This window comes from Flavobacterium sp. P1_E4 (assembly GCF_056405915.1).
The window spans coordinates 1-19,187 of record NZ_JBFUBE010000036.1 but is presented as its reverse complement, the minus strand read 5'-3'; the positions used below and the strand labels follow the sequence as shown (position 1 = coordinate 19,187).

Sequence of the window (19,187 nt, the reverse complement as noted above, 5' to 3'; positions counted from 1 at the left end):
CAATTCCTTTTTTGTCTTTTTTTTCCTTTTTTTCTTCTTCAACTTTCCAATTACAGTTTTCTAAATATAATATATATTTATCAGGATAATTTTTTTTGAATTCCCAAAATTGAATAGGCAATTCACCATAACCATCTGGATTAATCGTTTTTTGCATTGCACCAGCTGTTAGAATTTCACTATCATAAGATTGGATAGAATCTAGTTTTCCTTCATTTTCGGACATTGCTATTAAAATCGCTTTCTCATCTGTTGTTACACTATTGTTTTTTAAAAGATCATCCCATTTAGGAAAATCTTTTAAAGGTAATTCTCCCCAATAAGCGGGTCCATAAACACTTCCATATCTAGTGCATTCAACTGTTTGTCTATATTTTTCTCCGCAATTACAATATTTAACCTCCAACCTTTCACCCTCTTTATTTATGAATTCTTTATTTTCTTCGAAAAAAATTATTTCATTTGCTGGATCAGTAGTTTCCGCTTTAAAGTATAGAAAAGCATTTTTATCTGTTCTTTTGTCAAATTTATCTGTAAGGGCTTTTACATCTTCTTTGCTTTTAGGTTGAAGCGTAATTTCTTTGGCATAAGTATTAGGTGTGATAATTATATCTTTAAAGATTTCAAATTCAATCTTTGTTTTTTCTTCTTCGCCAATTAAAAATTTTACAGGATTGTCATAAATCACTTCTGTGTTCGTGAGTTTGTTTTCGTTTATTTCAACTGCTAGTTTTCCTATAGTTCCGTTACAAGTTGCAACTACCCATACTTTTTCTTTTATCTTAGCTTTTGTGATTTTTTTAAATGAAATAGAATCTCTTACCTTCTTTTTGTAAGTTATTGTTACTTTTTCTCCACCTTTGGCTTTGTCAAAAGTAGTTTGAGGAGTGTAATCAACTAGATCCTCTTTTTTTATTTTCTGTTCTGTAACAAATCTAGCTTTTATCTTTTTTTTATCTTCTCCTTTTTTTGCAATAATAGTTTCTTCTGTACTTTCATAAACTGGAGTTAGTACTTTTTTTGCAAAATAAATTGCTGTAACTTCTGATTTGTTTTCATCATTCATTACAGGCACTTTAAATCTTGGGCTTCCAAATTCTACATTTGCCATATCAATTATTTATTACCTTTCATTTGGACTTTTTTATTTGAAATCAAATTCAAATTTTCTTTTGTAGCTACTATTTCAATCTTCTCTGCTGTTTCTACAAAGGTTTGACTTAGATTAATGTAGTTGTCTTTAATTCGAATATATAGATTCTTTGCACTTTTGTTAATTGCCATAAAATGGTTTTTAATAGATTAAAACATACTTGATTTTTCAGCACTATTCACTTCAACTGTTTTCTGACTGCTTTCCAAAAGCATATTTTCTTTGGTACTATATACAGTTATTTTTTCTGCATATTGAGTTGATTCTAAAGAACTTCTGATGTGTTTTTGTTCTATAATTTCACTTTTGTCATTGGCACTTTCTGTTAAATTTCCTGTAGCACTTTGGTTAATATCATTGCCGGCAATTTGTGTTATATTTTTATTGGCTGAATTGTCAATATTCTCCCCCGCACTTACAGTTACATTTTTCCCTGCTGTAAATGTGATATTCTCTCCAGCATTCACCGTAAAATTCTTCGGAGCATTAACTTCAATATTTCCTTGGCCATCCATTTTCCAGGTATTACCTGATGGATCTTCAATGAATACACTTCCTTCGGCATCATTAAAAATCATTTTGGTGCCGGAGCGGGTATGGATTACCTTTTGGTCGTTGCCACTGGTGTTATATCCTGAACTTTCGCTTCCATTATAGTTTGTTCCAATGACATAGGGTCTTTCGGCATTACCACCTTCAAATCCTACGAGAACTTCCTCGTCAATTTCGGGAACAAAATAAAATCCTTTTCCTGCTCCAGAATGCGGTTGTACCAAGCGCATCCAATCACTCTTGGTATCCCCACCTGCCCAGTTAAAGGATACTTGTACACGACCTAAACCTTCCGGATCATTATTGTCGATAACTTTTGCAGGCTGGGTTTCGGCTTTGGCGTACGTATGTACATCTGTGTAATGAGGTGCGGACACATCGGCAGGGATGGCTTTGAAAGCACAATTGTAATTTCCGTGAACTTCGGAGTGATGCGTTACCTCTATAACCAGTAAATTGTGTTCTACGGTTTTATTCTGTATAGTGAATTTTTGCCCTATGCCAAGCGGAAGATAAGAAATACCACTATAAAAAATACTGTTAGCATCTTTACCGTTGGTTTGTAATTTGACCATTTCTTCCATAGTGCTTGAATCAAGTGCTTGTGCTGTATAAGCCCCCACTTCAAGATCTGGTTGTGCAACGGCACCTTGACGGTAACCAACAGCGGTTGCAAATCCATCTCCGCTACCTGTATTTGTTTTGGCAGATGCATTTTTGATGTTGGACGCACTGTTGTAATCATAACCTCCCAAAGATTCTTTATGAGAGAGCAATAGTGTCTGTATTTTGAAATGGTGCAACGAAGCCCCATTAATTAATTTGACCTTACTTGGTTTTGTTTGTCCAAACTGCATACGCATTCCATCTGAGTAAAACCATTGTCCGTAACGCTGTGCCAACCTTTTTAAGAAGTCAAAGTTGGTTTCGTTGTATTGTGACATATACGCCAAATTCGGTTCATAGGTTGGTACAATAGCATCGCGATTGTAAAAATCACCTGGACCTTCTGCTAGAATTGTTTTTACAATGGTTTCCAAATCTCGTTCCATAAAGGTCCGTGATCGTTTCATATCATCAAGAAATATCGTGTGACTTATTCCTCTTACGTGCAATCCTGCTGGACTGCCATGCAGGTCAATGGATTCTAATGAATTGATGACTCCTTTGGCCATCAGTTGAATTCCAGTAAGACTCTTGAAAGTGAAAATCACGTCTCTTCCCAGATAATCTCGAATAGCCTTGGCCTGATCGCTAGGTTCTATGATGGAAGTGTTTGTGTATTGCCAGACAAAGGAAAAATGATGGTGGTCTGCCATTTTTTGTTCCAAGATTAAATCATAGTAAATGACACTTGGGGAGAAACCACTAATGTCTATATGTACTTGTTCTGAGAATCTACTCATGAGTTTGGGGTTTAATCAGTTAAGTATTTAGTCGGTAGTCAATTAAATAAAAATAGTTACTAGTCTAAAGCAATCCAATTGTTTGAAAATTTTGCATCGCCAAAAGTTAGTTCTTTGGCAATAAGTTCAAGTGTTATTTTCATTGGGATGTCTGTAGTGCTAGTAAACTGCTCATGGTAGTTTATGCAAAAAGCTTTTTTAAAATCAAGTTCTTTCATTTTACTCAGGGCATCACGGCGATAGAATATTATTTTTCCGTCTTTTGTCAATTCGCTGTTAAGCATCCAAGATAGGAATTTGGTATTTTGTGTGGCTTCTATTATTAGCTTGATAGCACCACCTTTTGGATCTCCAATTGGTTTCCCTGTGGTGTCTGTTCCTTGTTTGAAATCAATATTAAATTCAAGTACGTTGTACTCTTCTCCGTCAACATGAAAGGTAGATAAAAAACTCATTTTTTATTATTTTAGATTTTAGACTTATTTGGAATTTATAGTTTAAAAGAAAACTATAATCTATATCAACAAAACATTATCGATTCGTTTGGAATAAATTTTTGGAAGCAAAAATGTTTTTTTTTAAGACAAAAAAGGAAGTCCATAAATAGACTTCCTTTAATAGGTTCAAGCTTAAGAAAGTTTGACGAAGTCCCCAGGATTATACCCAAGCATTGTCAAATTCTCCTCCACCCATAGCAATTTTGCGAGCAGAAATCATAAAAGTCTCAGTTAACGGATTGTCACCTGTGTGATCAAAGTTTTCTTTGTATTTCACCATGTAAGCTTCTGTAAACTTCAATTCTTTTAGAGTTGCATTAGAATCACGTTTAATGAATTTTACAGACCCGTCTTTTCTTTCGAAATTGTTGGTCATCCATTCGAACAATTCTGTTCCACCAGTTGATTCTACCTCTACCATGATTCTGCCTCCACGAGTTACTGTGGATGGGCGCCCTGAAGCGTCAGTTTCTTGAGCTAAATCATAGCTTACTGCAAGTACTTTGTAATCTTTTCCTCCTACGGATAATGTTGTTGAAAATGACATAATAAAAATGTTTTAGTTATAAATTTATTTATTTACAAAGTAAAACTAGCAAAAAATTCGTACATTATTTTGTAAGAATGTTAATATTTTGTTAAATATGAATTTTCCTAAAAAAATAGGCACTTCAGAGGCTTTTTATGTCTTTATTTATGTCTGAAATTAGTATGTTTTATACCAAATATGAGCTTAAATGTTAATTTTTTCTTTCAACTTATATTATATATTTACTATTAATCTTTCAATATTGATTAATTTGTATAAAAAAATAAGAAAAATAAGAATAAATTAAAATATTTTAATCGCGTATTTATACGTAGGTATTTTTAATAAAATGGAAATTAATTTTTGTAAGAATTAATGATTTTTTACTTATTCATTTAATATCCTAAAATAGTTTTAATTAACAACTGATAAACGTCATATTTTGAATTGATTTTCTATTTTAAATTTACATACAATTTAAAATTAGGGCGTTATGAGACAGCAAGTTCCCGTGTCAACAATTATGACCAAAAACATAATTAAACTGACTATTTCAGATGATTTAACAAAAGCGGAGTCTCTCTTTAAGCATTATAAGATCAGGCATATTCCAGTGGTGAATGGAGAGACTATAATTGGAATGCTGAGTTATACCGATTTGTTGCGTATTTCCTTTGCAGATGCAATAGATGATGATGAAGAAGTTGTGGATACAACCGTTTATAATATGTTTACTGTAGAGCAGGTAATGGCAAAAAAACTAATTACCATTACGCCAGATACAACAATTAAAGAAGCTGCCCAAATATTGGCAACAAAAGAATTTCATGCCTTGCCGGTTTGCGAAGACCATTTGTTGGTGGGGATAGTAACCACCACCGATTTGATAAAGTATTTAATTGACCAGTACAAATAAGTGTTTACTAAAGAAGAAAGTCCCAATGTCTCTTTTATGAGTATTGGGACTTTTGAATTTTTATACTGTTGTCAATTGTTTTAAATCGGCTACGGTTTGAATTGGGTCTTCAGCTTTAAATACAAAGCTTCCGGCAACAAGTACATCCGCTCCAGCTTCAACCAATTGTAATGCGTTTTTATTAGTAACACCACCGTCAATTTCTATGATAGTTGATGCTCCCTTTCTAGTAATCAAATCTTTTAGTTTTTTCACTTTAGCATAAGTGTTTTCTATAAAAGATTGTCCGCCAAAACCAGGATTCACACTCATGATACAAACCATATCAATGTCATTGATCACATCTTCCAATAAATCAACACTCGTGTGTGGATTTAATGCCACTCCAGCTTTCATTCCTTGAGCTTTAATAGCTTGAAGGGTTCTGTGTAGGTGAGTGCAGGCTTCATAATGTACAGTCAAAATATCAGCGCCTAAATCTTTGAATGTTTTAATGTATTGGTCTGGGTTGACAATCATCAAATGTACGTCAACTGTTTTTTTAGTATGTCTGGTGATAGCTTCAAGAACAGGCATTCCAAAAGAGATATTTGGAACAAAAACGCCATCCATGATGTCAATGTGAAACCAGTCGGCTTGACTGTTGTTAATCATTTCGATATCACGTTGCAAATTAGCAAAATCGGCAGCTAGAACTGAAGGGGCAATTAGTGTGTTTTTACTCATTATTGTTTTTTGTTGCGTAGAGACATACTGTTGTGCGTCTTAACAAATTTGTAGTTTTTTGCAAAATTAGTTTTTTTTAGCGCAAAGGCGCAAAGATTTTTCCAAATTCGCAAAGATTAACGATTTTTTGTGTTTCTGATAGCTCAAAATTAATTTGAACCGGTCCTCTTAATGGGTCTAAAAAATGGTTCTACCACGAATCGTGCGGGTGTTTACAAATAGAAATTATTAGCTAAAATTAAAGCCACGCAAAGAAAATCATTAAGATATTAATATAATTAAGGCTTAATGGAACTTAATATCTTAATGGTTTAAAATTTAAACTCATACAAATTAGGGTAGTACTAAAAAATAAAACTCCGGACCCTAGCCCAAAAAGGCGAATAGTGCGAAGCAAAACCCGAGAACGAAGTTCGAACAGACGGGGTTTTATTGATAAAAATAAAACTCCGGTAATCAGCCGGAGTTTCAATCATCAATCAAAAAACGAACAGTTAATCAGACTGTTGTTCACGTTGTATTAAAATAGTTAAAATTGCTTTTTTAAAAATTTTAATTTGGGGATATTTTTATTAACCTAAATACGTTTTCAAAATTTTACTTCTTGAAGTATGTTTCAATCTACGGATTGCTTTTTCCTTGATTTGACGTACACGCTCACGAGTTAGGTCAAAAGTTTCACCAATTTCTTCCAATGTCATTGGGTGTTGGTCACCAAGACCAAAGTACAAACGCACTACATCAGCCTCTCTAGGAGTCAATGTTTCAAGTGAACGTTCGATTTCAGTACGCAACGATTCATGGATTAACTCTCTGTCTGGATTTGGTGATTCACCAGAACGCAATACATCATAAAGGTTAGAATCCTCTCCTTCTACAAGAGGCGCATCCATAGATAAGTGACGACCAGAGTTTTTCATAGACTCTTTTACGTCATTTACGGTCATGTCAAGTTCTTTTGCAATTTCTTCAGCAGATGGTGGACGCTCATTAGATTGCTCCAATAAGGCATACATTTTGTTGATTTTATTGATAGAACCAATTTTGTTCAATGGTAAACGAACGATACGGGATTGTTCGGCCAAAGCTTGAAGTATCGATTGACGAATCCACCATACAGCGTATGAAATGAATTTAAATCCACGAGTTTCGTCAAAACGTTGTGCTGCTTTTATCAAACCAAGATTACCTTCATTAATTAAGTCGGGAAGGGTAAGACCTTGATTTTGGTATTGTTTGGCTACCGAAACTACGAAACGTAAATTGGCTTTTGTTAATTTCTCAAGGGCTCTTTGATCCCCAGCTTTAATTCTTTGAGCTAATTCTACCTCTTCGTCAGCGGTAATAAGGTCAACTTTTCCAATTTCTTGTAAATATTTGTCTAATGAAGCGGTTTCACGATTAGTAACCTGCTTGGTGATTTTAAGTTGTCTCATGTTTTTGTCTCCTCAATTTTTTAAGTGTACAAGTGATTATACGTATGGGGTTACCAAAAAGTTACAAAACAAATAAAAAAATATTTGAATATGAATTAAAACCTAATTTTAAAGGTTTTGTTTATTTACCTAATTTTATTGCAAACCTGTTAAAACATTTAGACAAAGGAGTTTTGTTTCTTTATCGCTTTGAGAATTTTTGAAATGATATTTAAACATTGGTGCTACATTGAATTTTATTTTTTTGTTGAGGTTGTATTCAAAACCCATTCAAAAATTCAGCCATAAAGTTTTGGCTGTTAAATCTTCTGTTTTTCCAATTTTAAATTTACTTCCGTTATCGGTTATTGCGGAAACATCATTGTTATTCAAAAATAAATAATTGATACCCAATAATAGCATTTCAGCTTCTGCTTCATTCGCACAATATTTTAAGCGCAACACAAAAAGAGTTTTTTTATACAAATGGTATAACTCTTCTTGTGCCTGCCTATTTTGTTTAATGCAAGATTTTATAAGGTTTTCTACATTCAATTAGATAGAGAACTATTAATTTTAAAAATATCGAATAAACCTCACTTGGCAATTATTACTGTTAACTTTTGATTGAGAAATGACATTCCCGTTTGAGAAATCTATACAAATCGCATTGTTTTCGTCCACTTGTGTTGAACTCCAATAACTTGAATTTTTAAAAGTACTAAGGTTTTCTATTTTCAGATTTTTATATAATAATGATAATTCATTCTCAGATGGAAGAAACCAATCATTTGTATTGTTTATGTTGTACAACAGAGACTCTCTAGATGCTACTGTTCCATTATTTGCAGGATTGCATATACTTGGATTGGTATAATAATTATTCAATTTGTCGTGGTAATTTGTTATGGAAACAGAGTTTAATAATCCTACACCAATTTCTGAGCTATTTGCATTATCAATTAGTGATCCTAAACAACCCCATTCAGATTCGTTAGTATCCAAGGGTGAAACTTCCATGTATCTCCATCCATTAGAATAACTTCCTTTATCATAAAAAACAATACCACCAGCTGGACCTTTGTCTCCAATTATATATTTTTTTGTTGATTGACAGTGTTTTCTTAAAATTATATTCTTAATACCGTTTTTTATAACTAAGTCATCGTCATTGAACTCTATCATCCTATCAATATTCCAGTCTTTGGCTGTATGCGAATCTCCTTCTATGTTAATGTTCAAATGTAATTTATTGTCTACAAATAGAAAAACCCAGGTACCTTTAAAACTTAAACCATTATAATTGAACAAAAGTGTTCCATCTTTATTTGATTCAAAAAAACCACTTGCATATTTATTGTCATTCCCTAAAGAATATGGAATTTTCCAAATGCAAATTTCTTCTTCAGAATTAGATCTAGCAAAAAGGGAATTGCAATATGCAATAATATCTTCTTTTGAACAACTATCAATTGCAATCTTTAATTCTTGATTGTTGTTTACTTCAAACATCGTATTGTCATCCATTTTTGTGCTTATTGGATAGCTAATGCTTATAGATTGGTCAATAGATAAACTTCCTAAAAATTCACTAAATTGAATGTCACTACTTAAAACTTTAGTTCCAATTGGCGCTAAATTTTCATCATATAGTATTAATTTAAATGGATAAATAAAGTCAATACAGACAATATTCTCTGTTACATTCTTACCTTTAGTTGTTACTTTTTCTAATAAAGTATATAATTCAGAGCCTTTCTTGATTTTTTCTGTATTCGATTGTACGTACCCACCTACTGGTTCATTTTGACAAGAGGAAAATAAGATGAATGGAATTACAAAAAATAAAAGTTTTATTTTTTTCATGATTTTATTTGTTGTTGATTAAGGTTTATTCTTAGTCTAAAACAAATACTAAAGGTTGCGTCAAAAATAAAAATACCTGCTCCAAAAAATATTGAAACAGGTAAGTCTAACTAATTTAATTGTTATTCGGAAGATTAGTTAATACAAGAAATAGTGCTAAATGGCATAGACTATTTTTTATTCATATGGGTTTTATTCCATTCCTTCTAAGTTGATGATTCTATCAAATATTTGCTTTAAAAATAAAACCATAAAAAATACTCCTGCTCCTAGAATTAAGTGGTCAGAAGTAAGCAGTAATGGGTCATCTAGGATGTCATATAAGCTTGGAACAATCAGACATAATGACCCCAAAAGTCCAATCCATGGATTGATTTTGTTAAATATAGTTTTGAATTGCATATATGTTTGGTTATTAAGTTCTAGTCTCATGGTATTCGTTTTTGGTTTTTTGGTGCAGTAAATTTAAAGAGCAAAACACTATTTTTTTAGAGAAATGTCATGAACACGTTTTTTGGTGTCATGAAAGGAGAGCTTGAGTATATAAATCGGGACTCTGGATTGATCCGAGTGGGATATAGGTTCATTAATCGTTTAATAGTAGAAAGTTTAAGGAGCGAAAGAATAGGCTTTATTAGGAAGGATGGATTCCTGCTGTCCGCTATATTCCATTTCGTCCCGTCCCGTCCAAAAAGGCGGGACGGGACGAAATGGGATGCCGCTTCCATCAGGGCTAAAGAGCCAGCATATTTAATTTTTGGAAAAAAAAGGCTAACATATGGCAGAAAAAAAGAGTCAAGGGAAGGAGTTTAGGATATAAAAAAAGAATTGTTACGATATAATATTCATTTTCTTGATAAAATCTTTATAGGTATCGCTAAGGTTTATTTTGTGGTTTCCTTTAAGGATGATTAGATTATCGGCCAGGATGATTTCCTCAATTTTATCAGTGTTCACGATATAGTTTCTGTGGGTTCTGATAAACTTATCTTTATCCAGAAGAGCACTGATTTTTGTTAGTGATATCAAAATAACAAATTTTTCTTTTTCGGTAACGATGTTACAATAGCGTTCTTCCACTTCAATATAGATGATGTCTTGCAGCGATACTTTTTTAAGCGCATTTTTCTTTTTGATGAATAGATAATCATTACTGATTACGGTGTTTTGGTCTTCACTCAAGAATACATTGGTTTGCTCGTAGAATTTTTCGACAGCCATTTCAAGGGCATATAGAATTTCCAATTCATTGAAAGGCTTCATCAGGAAGCTGAAAGGTTTGGTGAGTTTGGCTCTTTCAAAAATCTGACGGTCTTGAGAGCTAGTCAAAAAAACAAAAGGCTTGGATGCGTTGGGTACAATGTTGATGGTCTCGGCAAAGGTTATACCATCTGGTTTTCCGTCGAGAAAAACATCGATAACAATGATGTCAACCGTGTTTTGGTAGAATAACTTTAGGGCATCGGTGTAGTTTGTGGCTACGCCTACAATGTTGTATTTGTTGGCTAGCAGCACTTTGCTCAGTGCGTCACTTTGCTCTGGGGTATCTTCTATAATAAGTACATTGATGTTATCCATTCTTTTCTGTTTTTGGGAACGTCATGATCATCTTGGTTCCTTGGTTGAGTTGGCTTTCTATAGCTAGGGTGCCATTGTTTTTCAGGATCATTTGTTTGCACAATTGCATGCCAAGACCCGTTCCTATAATCTCTGAGTTGCTTTTTTTGGCTAATAATTCGTTCCTCACCCCAACCCTCTCCAAAGGAGAGGGAGCCAGAACTAAATATATAAACAGCTTCTATTACTTATAAAAGTATATAAATTAAGTTTGTATAAGTCAAAAATGTAAATTTAAATTAATCTTGTGTAGTTATAATTGTATTTTGTAAAAAAATGGCGTTGTCGAGCAGGTTGCGTAATATGATTTTTAGCGAATCGAGATCTACCCAGATAAAACTATTTTTAGAAACAGCATTTTCAAAAGTAATGCCTTTATCTAGCAGTAACGGTTTGTAGTTGTATTCTATTTGTTGCACGATGGAATACAAATGCACAGAATCTTTGTGGAAGTACAATTGTTTGGTTTGTAACAAAGCCCAATGAAGCAAATTGTCCAGCAAACTGTAAGCRCCGTTTGCAATCGCGCTGTTTTGGTGCAGGAGWTGRTCTAGTTCGTTGTAGTTTTTGGTTTCCARCGAAGAAGTTAATTTGGTATTGCTGGTTTTTAAGGCATTCACMGAAGAGCGTAAATCATGACTCACAATAGAAAATAATTGATCCTTGGTGGCATTGAGCTCGTCTARTTTKTYTTTTTGGGTAAGGATKATTTTTGCATTTTTTACTTTTTGGGCATAGACATAAACGCCTCCTACTAGAAGTAATAATAAACCCAGCGTAGAAAAAAACATAGTGTTGCGTTGGGTGTCTTTTAGCTTGTTCTCAACTTTAAGTACTGAAATTTGTTTTTGTGCTATTGCATATTTTTTTTCATAGTCTGCAATGGCCCATATTTTGTTTTGATCATTTAAAGTGTCTTTCCATTGTTCGAATTCTTTTCTATAAACCAGCGCTTTTTGGAAATCTTTTCTGTTTTCTTCTACCACTGCCATATTCTTAGATGCATTTTGTTTTAATTCAAATAATTTTGTTTTTTTTGATAATTGATAAGCTTTTTCAAAGTAAGGGATGGCTTGATTGTCTTTGTATTGTAGGTAATATAGATTTGCAATATCCATGTATGAACTAATAATCAAAGAAGTGTCTTTTTCGGTTTGCTGCAATATAAGAGCTTTTAATAGATATTTTTTGGATTTATTAAAGTCTTGGAGTTCCAAATGACAGATTCCTAGATTATGAAACAAGGTGCTTAGTTTGTATTCGTGATTTTCTTTTTTTGAATTTTTCTCTATTTCTTGAAATCTTATTATAGCTTTTGAAAATTTTCTTCTCTCAAGTAAAATTGTTCCTAGACCAAATTTGACATCGTAAAAGAATGGAAATGTAGTTGAAATTAAATTATATTCTTTTTGAGCTTCTGTAAACATTTTTTTTCTTCTAAAGCAGTTTGCTCTAAAATAATGGCAATAATCATTAATTTTTACATTTTGTGTAATCATTAATTGTCTCATTGAATATACTAGTGTGGAATCCCATTCTTTTTTAGAAAAAAAAGTTTTAGCTTTCTTAAAATTAATTTCATTTGGATAGTTAGATGTTGTTTTCTCTATTTCTAAATCAAATATTAATTTAATAGAATGTTCTTGAGAATAAAGGCTGAAAAATAAAAACAAGAGTATAAGTATAAAATTAATTTTTATGTTTTTACTCTTGTTTTTCATTATAAATTAATTAAGATATATAAAATTATCCTTGCACAGTAGTGACAGTTCCTCTAGAAGTTTCAGGACCACCAATAATAGCCTCTAATTGTTCTTTAGAAAGTGGAGTTGAATTCTTTAGTTTCGCAGCTTTTGCTGTGTTTGCGTTTTGTGTTGCTTTGTTTTTCATAATTTTTTGTTTTTTAATTTTTATAAATGCCCCAATTTCTTTTGAGTCAGTTGGGGTTTATGACTGTGTGGGCGCGGATTGCAAATCATAAGTGTTCGAAACCTCATTCCGGATTTAAAATTGTATTTACTTTGTTTGGATCACCTCCACATTTTTCCACTATGTCTTTGATAATTAAAACTTCTAATTCTTGTGCAAATTTTAATTTTGCAATTTTATATCCTTTGAGTTCATTGAGTTTTTTATAAACCACTAATAAAATAGCTGTTATCAAAGTCATATACATTACTACTTTTACACCATTGATATTTCTGCTTAGCAGATGGCTAAAATTTAGATTCTGTTTTATGAATTTAAAAAACACTTCAATTTCCCATCGTTGTTTATAAATTTCTGCAATATCCTTTGCCGTCAAGCTTTTACTGTTCGTCAAAAAATAAAACACTTCACCATTTTCCTTTTCTTTTGCAATGATTAAACGCAGGAATTTTTGAGTTTTTTTATTTCGCTTGTCATATAATTTTACTTCTAAATCTTTTTCTAATGTTAATCTTTCTGTTTGTTTTTCATCGATTTCAAATTCTTTAACCGTTTCAAAACGAGTGTAATTATTCAATCGCGTTACAAAGGTTAAATTATCCTCATTTAGCTCTTCAAATGTTGCTCTTGCTTGAAGCCCCCTATCAAAAACCAAAATATTGTCTGCACTTAACGGACATTCTTTTATCAACTCTTTTAATGCAAAATCCTCTGAAACAAACGACTGCTCTGTAAAGATTTTTGAATAAATCGGTATTTTTGAAAAAGCGATGCTAAATTTTACAAATTTCTTATCTCCCTGTTTATTAATTTGCATCCCTTCTTTTAATAATTTAGAAGAAATACTAACCAGCGTGGAATCAAAAGAAATAATATTATGCTTCTTCTTCAAATATTTATCTTGATACTTTTTTAGGCAACTATTGAATATTGCTTCAAAATAATCAGCATTTATATTTACCAATCGATCTCTGATAGAATTGTATTTTACACCTTGATAGCTAGTATTTGCAATACTTTTGAATGCTAACGAATGATAAAACTCTTCCATTACTCTCAAACTATTATGTTTGATGTTTAACATCGAAAATAATAGCAATTGAAACATCGTTTGTCCATGAAGTTTCTTTACTTGATGGTCAACATTATAAGCAAGTGATAGTTCTTCTAATTCTCCTTTCGGAATATATTCTAAAACTTCTTCTAATTTCATAAGTCTGTTTTAGACTCAAATATAATAACTTTGAGGTTTCGAACACTTATGATTGCAAATCCGCGCTATCGGAGTTTTTATTATGGGTATCTGACTGCAGTTTCAGTACCCCTTGAAGTCTCAGGTCCTCCAATAATAGTCTCCAATTCGTTTTTAGGAAGAACTGTCAAATTTTTTAGTTTTGCGGTTTTTTCCGTGTTTACGGTTTGAGTTGCTTTGTTTTTCATAATTGTAAATTTTAAGTTTTAGAAATGCCTCAATTTACTTTGAGCCATTTGAGTTTATGACTGTGTGAATATTGAATTTGGATTGTGTGCTCCGTGTTTGTGACAAAGCAAGATCGCGAAAGCTTTCGGGATCGTAGAGCAGTAGTTACCATTACATTATTAATCTTGGGTATCTGTTTTAGTACCTCTTGATATAGGAGGGTCTGTTCCAGCAATAATCTTCTCCAATTCGTTTTTAGAAAGAACTTTCAAATTTTTTAGTTTTACGATTTTAGCCGTGTTTACGGTTTGAATTGCTTTTTTTTCATTTTTTTTCATTTTTAGATTATAATAATTCCCAATTTATTTTGAGCCATTTGGAATGTATGACTTTTGGTATGGAAAAATGTTGTTGGCTTGAATAAGCAGGAAATAACATTCGAGTATCCTGTACTTAAATGAATTAAGCATTAATGTACAAAAAACGTAATGGTACAAAAAATCTTTAAAATGATTTAAAAGCTCATGAAAACCATTCGAATCATTTTAAAATCATGCTTTTGTCGCATCTCTTCGTCCGCCTGCTTTCGCTTGGACGTGACAGAAATCTGTTTATTATCTGTGGTATTGAATTTTGGAAAATTAAATATAAACAAAATATCTAGACTTGTAAATAAAAAGTCAGAAAAATTATAATTAATGGTGTTTATTATTCTAAAAAATAGTGTTTTAGGAATTTTCCCTATGATTACCTGCTTATGGATTCCCTGAAACTATAAAATAAACGTTCAGCCAGAGTTTTGTTTTCGGTAATGATTTCGGCAGAGGCAGTCATGCCATTTCTAAAAATGATTTGGGTACTGTTAGTCGTTTTTTGTCCGTTGGGTAAAGCAACAATGGCATAAAAGCTTTTGTTTTCTGGGCTTGGTATTTGCGCTATCGATTTTATTTTGCCTTCGGAGGCTCCAAATTCTTCAAATGGGTATCCTTGAAATTTAATGAGTACCTGCTGTCCTATTTTTACTTTTCCAAAATTATCCTGAGGGATTTTTATCTCCCCCAAATAGTCGTTTTTGTTGCCGGCAACATACATTACAATACTGTTTGCTCTTAGGTTTTGTTTGGCCTGCAACGCTCCTGTAAAATTAATAACGCCTTTGTTTGGGGCTGTTAACAGGTATTGATTTTTCCATAAGGCAATCACGCTTCGCAAAGTGTTTAGGGATTGTTTGAATGTTTCTTTTTGTTCTACGCCGAGTTTGTCCAAATCCAAAAGTTCTTTCTCTTTGGCACGAATCAGCATAGTGTTGTTGATTAGGGCAGTTTCGGTATTTTTTAGCGGTATTTTTTTGTCCAAAAGTTTGCTTTCTTCCTTGTTCAAATCGGAGGCGGCTATTATGTTTTGTTTGTACAATGTTTGATTCATCTGGTACTCCTTCTCTTGAAGCATCGCATTTTGATTTAAAATTTGTTTTTGATTTTTTAAATTTTGAGTCAAGTTGATCAATTCGCTGATATCGGATTTTAGGAAATTTTGTTTTTGCTGGTAGTACCCATCACTAAACAAGGCCAGTGTTTGCACATATACTTGTTGAAAATCTTGGTAAGCAGTTTGTATATTTCCAAGGTTTTGATAGTTTTTTAAACGCCATTGTTTTAAACCTGCCAAGTCTTTATGAATGACCAAATTCACCAATTGATTGAGTTCTTTGTCAAGGTCCAGAACTTCTTCGTGTTTTGATGTGCTTTCTATATAGCCTAAGGTTTGTCCCAATGTGACGCATTGGTTATCGGTTACAAATAATTGCTCCAATCGCCCGTTTACTTTTGCAATTACGGGTTTGGGTGTTTGTACTGCAATCAGTTCAAAATCGGTACGAACGATGGATGGGTATTCTATAAACCAAGTGACTGCAAACAAAATTGACAAAACACCGCAAAGGATTAAACTTCCCCAACGAATCAATCGGTTTGGGATTTGCTCAAGATAATCTCTTATGGCTTCACTGCTGGTATTTATTTCGGGTATGTGTGACATATCTTTGTTTTTTTGTTAATCGCCAAGTTCTAATTGGTTTTTTACCAACGTAAAATAATATCCTTTTTTCGCCACTAGTGCACTATGTGTGCCTTGTTCAACTACTTCTCCTTTGTTGAGGACTAGAATTTGATCGGCATTTTTTACCGTACTCAGGCGGTGCGCTACCACTATGACGGTTTTACTTCTAGCCGAATCTCCTTTGAAAAATTCGTCTAAGTTTTTCATAATTACCGTTTCATTGTTGGCATCTAATGCTGAAGTTGCTTCGTCAAAAAAGATGTATTCTGGGTTTTTATAAACTGCCCTGGCAATCAAAATACGTTGTTTTTGACCACCGCTTATGCCTATTGCACTAGAGCCTATTTTTGTGTTGTAGCCGTTTGGTAATTCTTCTATGAATTCGGTTATGTTAGCGGTATGTGTTGCAATACGCAGCTTTTTTTGGTCAATCAATCCGTTGATGTCTGATTCGCTAATGTTTCTGGAAATTGTGTCGGCAAAGATAAACCCATCTTGCATTACGGCGCCACAGTTGGATCTCCAGGAATTGAATCCTAAATTTTTTAGGTTCGTTGGTCCCACATAAATCTGACCACTTGTGGGTTCATTGAACTTTAACAATAGTTTCAGTAAGGTCGTTTTGCCACTGCCACTTGCACCCACAATGGCAGTAACTTTTCCTTCGGGAATGGTGATATTAATGCTTTTTAAGACCATTTGGGAAGCCGAACTGCCGTATCTAAAACTGAGGTTTTCTATTTTGATGCTTTTGTTTTCGGGAAGTTCATTGATGAAACCGCCGTCAACTGGCTCCTCATTGGCTTTGTTGTGAATTTCTGAAAGCCTCAGTAAACTCAATTTGGCATCCTGATAACTTCGTATAAACCCTAAAAAGTTGTTAATAGGTACATTCATTTGTCCTATGATGTATTGTACCGAGAGCATCGTTCCAAGGGTCATTTCCCCATTGATAACGGCTTTGGCAGCAATAAAACTGATAAAGATATTTTTTATTTGGTCTATAAAACGTCCACCTTCATTCTGACTTTGGTTTAATGATAAATTTTTTATATTTAGCTTAAAAAGAGTGGTTTGTAAAGCTTCCCAATCCCAACGACGGCGCTTTTCGGAACCATTGAGTTTGATTTCCTGCATGCCGTTGACCAATTGTATCGTTGTGTTTTGATAGTTTGCTTGTTGATCAAAATAACGAAAATCCAATTCGGCACGCTTTTTCATAAACAGTAAAATCCAAATCATATACAAAGCAGAACCAACTATGAATACCAAAAATAAGTATATATTGAAATAGGCCAGAATGGTGCTAAATACTAAAAGGGTAAGTGTCGAAAAAAGTACATCCAGTGTCGTGGTCGATAAAAATTCTTGAATGCGATAGTTGTCTTTTAATCGTTGAAGAATGTCTCCTGTTGCTCTACTGTCAAAATAGATAATAGGAAGGTTCATTAATTTCATTATAAAATCAGAGAGCATTCTTAAATTCATGCGGCTGGTCACGTGAAGTAAAATCCAATTGCGAAAAACGCTAAGTGCAGACTGAGAAACGAACAACACCACTTGTGCAATTAATATAAGATAAATAAAGTTGAGGTTGCGGGTGTTGATTCCGGTATCTACTATTTGCTGGGTAAGAAACGGAAATATCAATTGGATGATCGTGCCAAAAAACAATCCCAAAAAAATCTGGGCAATGTATTTTTTGTGAGGCCTCATGTATTGCCATAAAAAAGGAAATAAATTTGTCTTTTTAGCATTATGGTCATCCTCTTCGTAGAAAAGGGGAGTTGGCTCCATTAATAATACGATGCCCTCTGAATCCTCCTGTTTTTTTTTGTCGGCGAGCCAGCCTTCCAGAAAATCTTTTTTGGTGTAGGTTATCAGTCCAATATTTGCCGGATCACCCACAATTACTTTGTCCTTTTTGATCTCGTATACAACTGCGTAATGGCGTTGGCGCCAATGCACTATACATGGCAAAGGCAAGTCTTCGGCCAGGGTTTGATAGGTAACGCTAAGCCCCATAGTGGTAAAACCAATTTTTTCGGAAGCATCAACCAGACCTGCCATCGATGTGCCTTGTCCTGAGATGAATGAAATCTCACGTAAATAAGCCAAATCGATATTCTTGGCATAAAATTTACAAATCATTTTTATGCAGGTAGGCCCACAATCCATAAAGTCATATTGATGATAATGGGGGTATTTTTTTCTCATTCCGATCTTTCAAGTTTATTTCGTTTGGTTTTGGTCATGTCGGTTGTAAATATAGTTTAATACGTACTAATTACTTATTTTTTTGCGCCATTTATATTTCTTGTTAAAGGTGTGAGGGATATGCAGGCTGTGATTGCTTTATTCCTCGCAAAGAGATACACGCGCAAAGACTCACGATTCATAGAAGATAAATTGTGATTGGAATATCTGATTTGGATGAGTTGTTAAAACAATTTTCTAGAAGACTTTAAACAATTGTTTTTGGGAACGTCAATAGTACTTTGGTTCCTTTATTGAGTTCGCTTTCTATGGCTAGTGTTCCTCCGTTTTTCTTGATCATTTGTTTGCATAATTGCATTCCCAGCCCCGTTCCTATAATCTCCGAATTGCTTTTCTTGGCCAGTAACTCATTTTCTTGTAACAATTCGTTTATAGTACTTTGATTCATTCCTAAACCACTGTCCTGAATCACGAGTTGACAAAAATTAGTATTTGTTTCTACCGTATAAATCCTAATCTCGCCATTCTCAGGAGAGAATTTGATAGCATTGTCAAACAGATTGCGTAATACAATTTTTAGCGAATCGAGATCTACGAATATAAAACTATTTTTTGAAACGGCATTCTCAAAAGCAATAGCTTTATCCAGTAGTAACGGTTTGTAATTGTATTCGATTTGTTGTACGATGGAATACAAGTGAATTGAATCTTTATGAAAATACAATTGTTTGGTTTGTAACAAAGCCCAATGAAGCAAGTTGTCTAGCAAACTGTAAGCGCCGTTTGCAATCGCGCTGTTTTGGTGCAGGAGATGATCTAGTTCGTTGTAGTTTTTGGTTTCCAGCGAAGAAGTTAATTTGGTATTGCTGGTTTTTAAGGCATTCAC

General features: G+C 33.4%; 21 protein-coding genes. 1 reads left to right on the top strand and 20 read right to left on the bottom strand.

What is annotated here, in order from left to right; genetic code table 11:
* The 5 genes from AC1DY0_RS18250 to tssD (AC1DY0_RS18230) form a co-directional block, all read right to left on the bottom strand.
* Nucleotides 1-1,111: hypothetical protein (locus AC1DY0_RS18250; RefSeq protein WP_477190011.1), on the bottom strand; the 1,111-nt coding region annotated here is incomplete at its 3' end.
* Nucleotides 1,112-1,116: 5 nt separating this feature from the next.
* The gene (locus tag AC1DY0_RS18245; RefSeq protein ID WP_477190010.1) at nucleotides 1,117-1,284 is read right to left on the bottom strand and encodes a hypothetical protein; all 168 of its coding nucleotides are present in this window, start codon (nucleotides 1,282-1,284) and stop codon (nucleotides 1,117-1,119) included.
* An 18-nt stretch (nucleotides 1,285-1,302) separates the two neighbouring features.
* A complete protein-coding gene (locus AC1DY0_RS18240) occupies nucleotides 1,303-3,111 on the bottom strand; it encodes a type VI secretion system Vgr family protein (protein WP_477190009.1) in 1,809 nt (602 codons plus the stop codon).
* 59 nt (nucleotides 3,112-3,170) lie between these two features.
* Complete coding sequence (gene tssD, locus AC1DY0_RS18235) at nucleotides 3,171-3,566, bottom strand: type VI secretion system tube protein TssD (protein WP_111409950.1); 396 nt, start codon at nucleotides 3,564-3,566, stop codon at nucleotides 3,171-3,173.
* A 202-nt stretch (nucleotides 3,567-3,768) separates the two neighbouring features.
* On the bottom strand, nucleotides 3,769-4,155 hold the full coding sequence (tssD, locus tag AC1DY0_RS18230) for a type VI secretion system tube protein TssD (protein ID WP_477190008.1): 387 nt from the start codon (nucleotides 4,153-4,155) through the stop codon (nucleotides 3,769-3,771).
* A gap of 475 nt (nucleotides 4,156-4,630) precedes the next feature.
* On the opposite strand from tssD (AC1DY0_RS18230), the gene AC1DY0_RS18225 reads away from it, so the two are divergent.
* Complete coding sequence (locus tag AC1DY0_RS18225; protein WP_477190007.1) at nucleotides 4,631-5,053, top strand: CBS domain-containing protein; 423 nt, start codon at nucleotides 4,631-4,633, stop codon at nucleotides 5,051-5,053.
* A gap of 60 nt (nucleotides 5,054-5,113) precedes the next feature.
* On the opposite strand, the gene rpe is transcribed toward AC1DY0_RS18225, so the two are convergent.
* From rpe to AC1DY0_RS18150, 15 genes are all read right to left on the bottom strand, one after another.
* Nucleotides 5,114-5,779 (bottom strand): ribulose-phosphate 3-epimerase, encoded by a 666-nt coding sequence (rpe, locus tag AC1DY0_RS18220; RefSeq protein ID WP_477190006.1) that lies wholly within the window; start codon nucleotides 5,777-5,779, stop codon nucleotides 5,114-5,116.
* A gap of 572 nt (nucleotides 5,780-6,351) precedes the next feature.
* Nucleotides 6,352-7,215: a sigma-70 family RNA polymerase sigma factor gene (locus AC1DY0_RS18215; protein ID WP_007804760.1), complete on the bottom strand. Its 864-nt coding sequence runs from the start codon at nucleotides 7,213-7,215 to the stop codon at nucleotides 6,352-6,354.
* 270 nt (nucleotides 7,216-7,485) lie between these two features.
* On the bottom strand, nucleotides 7,486-7,659 hold the full coding sequence (locus AC1DY0_RS18210; RefSeq protein WP_477190005.1) for a hypothetical protein: 174 nt from the start codon (nucleotides 7,657-7,659) through the stop codon (nucleotides 7,486-7,488).
* A gap of 111 nt (nucleotides 7,660-7,770) precedes the next feature.
* Nucleotides 7,771-9,060 carry an Lcl domain-containing protein gene (locus tag AC1DY0_RS18205; protein WP_477190004.1) on the bottom strand — a complete coding sequence of 430 codons (1,290 nt, stop codon included), beginning with the start codon at nucleotides 9,058-9,060 and terminating at the stop codon, nucleotides 7,771-7,773.
* A gap of 192 nt (nucleotides 9,061-9,252) precedes the next feature.
* Nucleotides 9,253-9,492, bottom strand: coding sequence for a hypothetical protein (locus tag AC1DY0_RS18200; RefSeq protein WP_477190003.1), 240 nt, complete (start codon nucleotides 9,490-9,492; stop codon nucleotides 9,253-9,255).
* Nucleotides 9,493-9,891: 399 nt separating this feature from the next.
* Entirely contained in the window at nucleotides 9,892-10,638 is a 747-nt protein-coding gene (locus AC1DY0_RS18195; RefSeq protein WP_477190002.1) for a LytR/AlgR family response regulator transcription factor, read from the bottom strand.
* Nucleotides 10,631-10,729, bottom strand: coding sequence for a hypothetical protein (locus AC1DY0_RS18190; protein WP_477190012.1), 99 nt, complete (start codon nucleotides 10,727-10,729; stop codon nucleotides 10,631-10,633). Before AC1DY0_RS18190 ends, AC1DY0_RS18195 begins: the two co-directional genes overlap by 8 nt.
* A 187-nt stretch (nucleotides 10,730-10,916) precedes the next feature.
* Complete coding sequence (locus AC1DY0_RS18185; RefSeq protein ID WP_477190001.1) at nucleotides 10,917-12,398, bottom strand: tetratricopeptide repeat-containing sensor histidine kinase; 1,482 nt, start codon at nucleotides 12,396-12,398, stop codon at nucleotides 10,917-10,919.
* Between the two features lie 25 nt (nucleotides 12,399-12,423).
* Nucleotides 12,424-12,567: a hypothetical protein gene (locus AC1DY0_RS18180; RefSeq protein WP_477190000.1), complete on the bottom strand. Its 144-nt coding sequence runs from the start codon at nucleotides 12,565-12,567 to the stop codon at nucleotides 12,424-12,426.
* Nucleotides 12,568-12,670: 103 nt separating this feature from the next.
* On the bottom strand, nucleotides 12,671-13,819 hold the full coding sequence (locus AC1DY0_RS18175) for an IS4 family transposase (protein WP_477189999.1): 1,149 nt from the start codon (nucleotides 13,817-13,819) through the stop codon (nucleotides 12,671-12,673).
* A gap of 80 nt (nucleotides 13,820-13,899) precedes the next feature.
* Nucleotides 13,900-14,046 (bottom strand): bacteriocin, encoded by a 147-nt coding sequence (locus AC1DY0_RS18170; RefSeq protein WP_477189998.1) that lies wholly within the window; start codon nucleotides 14,044-14,046, stop codon nucleotides 13,900-13,902.
* A gap of 159 nt (nucleotides 14,047-14,205) precedes the next feature.
* Nucleotides 14,206-14,364, bottom strand: a complete 159-nt coding sequence (locus tag AC1DY0_RS18165; RefSeq protein ID WP_477189997.1) for a hypothetical protein — start codon at nucleotides 14,362-14,364, stop codon at nucleotides 14,206-14,208.
* Nucleotides 14,365-14,773: 409 nt separating this feature from the next.
* Complete coding sequence (locus tag AC1DY0_RS18160; RefSeq protein ID WP_477189996.1) at nucleotides 14,774-16,063, bottom strand: HlyD family secretion protein; 1,290 nt, start codon at nucleotides 16,061-16,063, stop codon at nucleotides 14,774-14,776.
* Nucleotides 16,064-16,078: 15 nt separating this feature from the next.
* A complete protein-coding gene (locus AC1DY0_RS18155; protein WP_477189995.1) occupies nucleotides 16,079-18,301 on the bottom strand; it encodes a peptidase domain-containing ABC transporter in 2,223 nt (740 codons plus the stop codon).
* Between the two features lie 247 nt (nucleotides 18,302-18,548).
* On the bottom strand, nucleotides 18,549-19,187 hold a 639-nt coding region (locus AC1DY0_RS18150), incomplete at its 5' end, for a sensor histidine kinase (RefSeq protein ID WP_477189994.1).